Genomic DNA, 4,360 nt, shown 5'->3' on the forward strand with positions numbered 1-4,360 from the left:
AAAATCTCGGATTTTGTTGTACAAAAAGGCGCTGTATCTCGCAACTAAAGTACCAAAAATTCGCCAAGCGAATTTTGGCACAAGAAATTCCTTTGGAATTTCTTTGTAATGAGTTTTAACGCCTTTTTTGTATAATATTTCCTAAATCCTGAATTTCTCGCAGGGAGTGAATGAGAATCTGTTTTTGTCAAGGGAAAAATATCCCACATCCACCGACTCAGCCCTGCTTTTACCAATGATGGGAGCAAATTCCACCAGGCTGTAGAATTGTGCAAGCTCATTTGCCGGCTTTTTTTCAGTTATCCGAAGAGCGGTTATGTGGGCGCCCCAGGGATTTCTTAGATTATACCCTGCTTCTTTCCCCTCTTCAACAACCGCATTTGAAAGTTCTATGAATTTCTCATCAGGGATTCCTGGGACAATCACTGCATCTGGTTTGTAAAGCCATTTGCCGTAATTAATTTCAGGGGCAGAAACATCATGGTTTGCAAGCGATGCTTTAACAATGCTGCAGAGTTTGTCAAGGACTTTATTATCCGGCGAAAAATTCATGCCTACAGAAAAATCAGAGATAGTGGTGTGGATATCCTCTGAGCTGTATGCTATTGAAGGGACAACTTTTGAAACAAGATTTGCAAAATCGCTTATCTTATCTGATATGGCACGGGAATGCCTTAATGCAATAATGTATCCGCCTGTTCCAAGCGCATTTTCATCAGGGGAAAGCCCGTACTGAACAACATTGGAGATGTCCCTGAAGGAATCATAAATTTCCTCCTGCGAATTTAAGAATTCATCGAGATTCATAATCTCATGATTTTGCTAACAGATATATAAAAGTTACTATTTTAGAGTTGCAAAAATAACAATTTTGTTTAAATCGCAGATTTAAGAATTGTCAATAAGAATAATGCTGTCAAAAAATCATAATATTAAAAAATAAATAAAGCCAGAAAATTCCTGGCGTTTTAGAAATTCTCTGAATCTTCAGCTTCAAGGTTTTCGGATTCTTCAGATTCCGCAGATTCATCCTTCTTTTCGCTTTCTTCCTTTTTGGGTTCTTCCCCGAAATCCTCTGAGTCCTTCTTTTTTTCTTCAGCAGGAGCTGCTGATGCTGCTCCGACTACCTCTCCGAAAGCAAGCCTTCTGAGAACTCTTGTAATCCTGATTCTTACATTCTGCCCCTCTTTTGTTCCTGGAACAAAGATTACGAAGCCCTGCTTTTTGGCAAGCCCGTCTCCCTTTGCGGCTATTGCTTCAATTGTTACGTCAAGCTCTTCTCCTTCCTTGACTGGGGGAGTCATGCTGCTTCCGCCGCTGAACCTGTCTCCGCCGTCTCTTCCCCTGAAATTCCTTCTATTCCCGCTATCTTCTTCATAGCTTTCCGAGCTATAATTTCTATCTCGCATATTTACTTACACCCTGTCCTGTTTTAAAATGCCAGAAAACAAATCACAAAAGCACTTTAGAAAAAGCCTTTTTTTAAATCTGTTATCCAACATTTTCTAATCTTAGCCTTCTAAGCTAATGAGCTTATTTTTTATTATTGAGTATTTAAACATTGCTGAAAATAAAGATGTTTTCTGCCTTGAAAAAATGGGATATATTAAAATGTATACTGATTATTTCTCTTTAAGGAATAGTTCTTTGCGATAGATTTATAAAACCCCTTTTGACTTCCTCCCTAAATGGAACGGGAAAACAGCGAACTTGAATACAAACAGGTAATAATAGTAAGGAATGAGCTTCACATGCCGAAGGGCAAGCTTGCTGCGCAGGTGAGCCATGCCTCTCTTGATGCTGCATTGAATACTGACAAGAGGATTCTGGAAAACTGGCACTCAAACGGGGGGAAAAAGGTTATCCTTAAAGTTGAGACTGAAAAGGAGCTCCTGAGATATTTCCAGATGGCAAAGGATGAGGGGCTTGTCGCTGTTCTCATAATTGATGCCGGAAGAACTTTCCTCCAGCCGGGAACCAAGAGCTGCGTGGGGATTGGGCCTGCATTAAGCAGCAAAATTGACACAATAACCGGGCATCTTGCAATGCTTTAAAGAATTTTAATATTTTTTTACTCTTCTTCGCAGTCTGAAACTTCAAGAAGGCCAGATTCTTTAACTCTTTTGCTTTTCCTCTCTATTTCATCAAGAATTTTTTCAATGTTGCCTATTGAACGTGATGTTCTTTCTCTTGTCTTTTCCCCTTTGTCATAAAGCGCTTTTACAGTTCTTTTAGTGGCCTCGCTAAGCACAAAAGCCCTCAACGAATCAGCAATGCATTTCTCAAACCTGAGCATTGGTATCCTTTCAGGCTCCCTTTCTATCTCATATTGGACAATATTGCCGTTTATTCCCAGATACTTTAGGCTGCACCTTTTTGCCTCTTCAAGAAATATGTGCTGTTCCTCGCATAAGAAATCGTCGCCAACTCCAGGATATTCTTCAATATAACCTTTTCCTTTGAGGTGTTCCTCAAGAGTTCTGTAATCATAATGGTTGTAGTCAAATTCCTTTATCATCTTTCCGACCTTTATATGAGATGGGATAATTTGCGCTATTATTTAAATCTTTCTGTGTGTAACTATTATTAAGTGACTACTTTTTAGAATTATTTCACAGGGCTTTATGCCCTCCTTGACTGCTTTTACTGAATTTTTTTGCAAATTAGTTTCAGATATTTCGTGGGAATTGCGAAGCAATGTCCCACTTGACTGCTTTTACTGAATTTTTTTGCAAATTAGTTTCAGATATTTCGTGGGAATTGCGAAGCAATGTCCCACTTGACTGCTTTTACTGAATTTTTTTGCAAAAAATTCTGGGGCTGCCGTGATTCGAACACGGATCACCAGGTCCCGAACCTGGGATTCTAACCAAGTTATACTACAGCCCCGTAATTTTGAGAAGGTTTTATGCCCCCTTTAAATATTTTTGTCCTTATGCAGATTAAGATTTCTTGTCTTTCATTTTTTTAACTAATGGATGTGAATGCTTTAATTTGCATCTGGAGCTGCGCTGCATCTTGTTTCTGATAAACGTCCTTTTTTGACAGTAATAACATGGCAGTCATTTGGTGAATTGGGTTCGTTGGATTTCCAGTCTGCAAGCGGGCATTGAGCGAGTCCAGTTGGATTTAATGTATTTATCAAATTGCAGAACTGTTCTGCTGAGCATCCTACGCTGTCAATTGCTGTTCTCTTGGGAGTGTTCAGGCATCTGTCAGCGCAGTCTGGAACCCCGTCCTTGTCTGAGTCAAAGCCCTCATCTATAGAGCCGTCGCAGTCATTATCTTTTGCATCGCATATTTCTTTTGCAGGATATGCTGCTCCAGCGCATTCGCTCCATGAGCCCCATACGCACGATGGGGTGCATTCCCTTGTGTGAATGCCTTGCTTGCACTCTCCAATCTGGGCAGGTCCGCATACTTCGCTCTGCTTATCGCCGGCAATGCACACTGCATTGCAGTTGGCGGTGTCGCAGATGTGAGTCATCTGATAAGAAGATCTTGTGCATATCCTATTGGTTTCATCGCATTGGGATTTAAATGCAGGCAGATAATCCCAGGTATATCTATTATTGTCCGGATTATTCCTGCATGTTGCTATTTCTGCATTATTATATGGCAAGCATCTTTCAGTTGCCTGGATGCAGTTTCCCAATCCGTCGCACTTGTCTGTTCCTGAGCACCATAAGGCGTCATTGCAGGAACTCCCCTGCTGCTTGTTTCTTATTACGCCTGTGTCAACCCATTTGTTTCTTGTTATTATGTAAGTGCAGCTCACTGAAAGCGCGAAACTGCAGGAATAATCCCTGCTTTCCTGCGCTTTCTGCTCTTTTTGCTTGCATTGTTCAAAGTTTATCCATCTGCTGCTGCCTGTGTCATACCATCCGTCTTGTAAATCGCAATTCTCAACATCATATGAGCAGGCGCAGGAATTGGCGTAATCACATATTCCTCCTGCGTATTTCAAATTGCCAGAGCATTTGTCCAAGCATGCATTTTGCTCATCGCATTCAGCTCCGCAGGAGCTGATGCTGCACGAATGAGTAATATCTGTGCTTCCGAGAGTGCAGGAATCTGAAATTTCATCGCAGCTTGATGCAAAAGAATCTCTGAAATCCCAGGTAAGTGGATTGCCGTCGGGATTATTGTTGCAGGAAGAGACTGCCAAAACATCATTTGCAGCGCAGTCAACAGCGATTCCTGAAATGCATATTCCTTCATTACAGGTTTCAGCTCCGTTGCAGAAATTTCCATCGCTGCATGATGTTCCTAAAGGCTGGAAATTGTCAGCCGGGCATAATGTGGATGTTCCTGAGCAATATTCTTCAACATCGCACACTCCTGCTGAAGCGCGGCACTC

At 41.3% G+C, this 4,360-nt stretch carries 4 protein-coding genes, 1 tRNA gene and 1 pseudogene; 1 reads left to right on the forward strand and 5 read right to left on the reverse strand.

Annotated features, from left to right (window positions below; all coding sequences use genetic code 11):
• Positions 1–141: 141 nt before the first annotated feature.
• Entirely contained in the window at positions 142–807 is a 666-nt protein-coding gene (locus tag NTV63_03215) for a hypothetical protein (GenBank protein MCX6709933.1), read from the reverse strand.
• 314 nt (positions 808–1,121) lie between these two features.
• A pseudogene (locus NTV63_03220) lies at positions 1,122–1,304 on the reverse strand (TRAM domain-containing protein).
• A 384-nt stretch (positions 1,305–1,688) separates the two neighbouring features.
• Between NTV63_03220 and pth2 the strand changes: the two are divergent.
• The gene (gene pth2 / locus NTV63_03225; protein MCX6709934.1) at positions 1,689–2,054 is read left to right on the forward strand and encodes a peptidyl-tRNA hydrolase Pth2; all 366 of its coding nucleotides are present in this window, start codon (positions 1,689–1,691) and stop codon (positions 2,052–2,054) included.
• 17 nt (positions 2,055–2,071) lie between these two features.
• Here the strand turns inward: pth2 and NTV63_03230 are convergent, their stop codons facing one another.
• From NTV63_03230 to NTV63_03240, 3 genes are all read right to left on the reverse strand, one after another.
• Complete coding sequence (locus NTV63_03230; protein ID MCX6709935.1) at positions 2,072–2,518, reverse strand: hypothetical protein; 447 nt, start codon at positions 2,516–2,518, stop codon at positions 2,072–2,074.
• Between the two features lie 297 nt (positions 2,519–2,815).
• Positions 2,816–2,889: transfer RNA gene (locus tag NTV63_03235), tRNA-Pro, on the reverse strand.
• Between the two features lie 100 nt (positions 2,890–2,989).
• On the reverse strand, positions 2,990–4,360 hold a 1,371-nt coding region (locus tag NTV63_03240; GenBank protein MCX6709936.1), incomplete at its 5' end, for a hypothetical protein.

The sequence above is a fragment of the Candidatus Woesearchaeota archaeon genome, assembly GCA_026394965.1.
In the GTDB taxonomy this organism is placed as follows: domain Archaea; phylum Nanobdellota; class Nanobdellia; order Woesearchaeales; family 0-14-0-80-44-23; genus JAPLZQ01.

Coding starts and splice junctions, on each gene's coding strand:
- NTV63_03215 (MCX6709933.1), bottom strand. CDS start 807: ATGAATCTCGATGAATTCTTAAATTCGCAGGAGGAAATTTATGATTCC.
- pth2 (MCX6709934.1), top strand. CDS start 1,689: ATGGAACGGGAAAACAGCGAACTTGAATACAAACAGGTAATAATAGTA.
- NTV63_03230 (MCX6709935.1), bottom strand. CDS start 2,518: ATGATAAAGGAATTTGACTACAACCATTATGATTACAGAACTCTTGAG.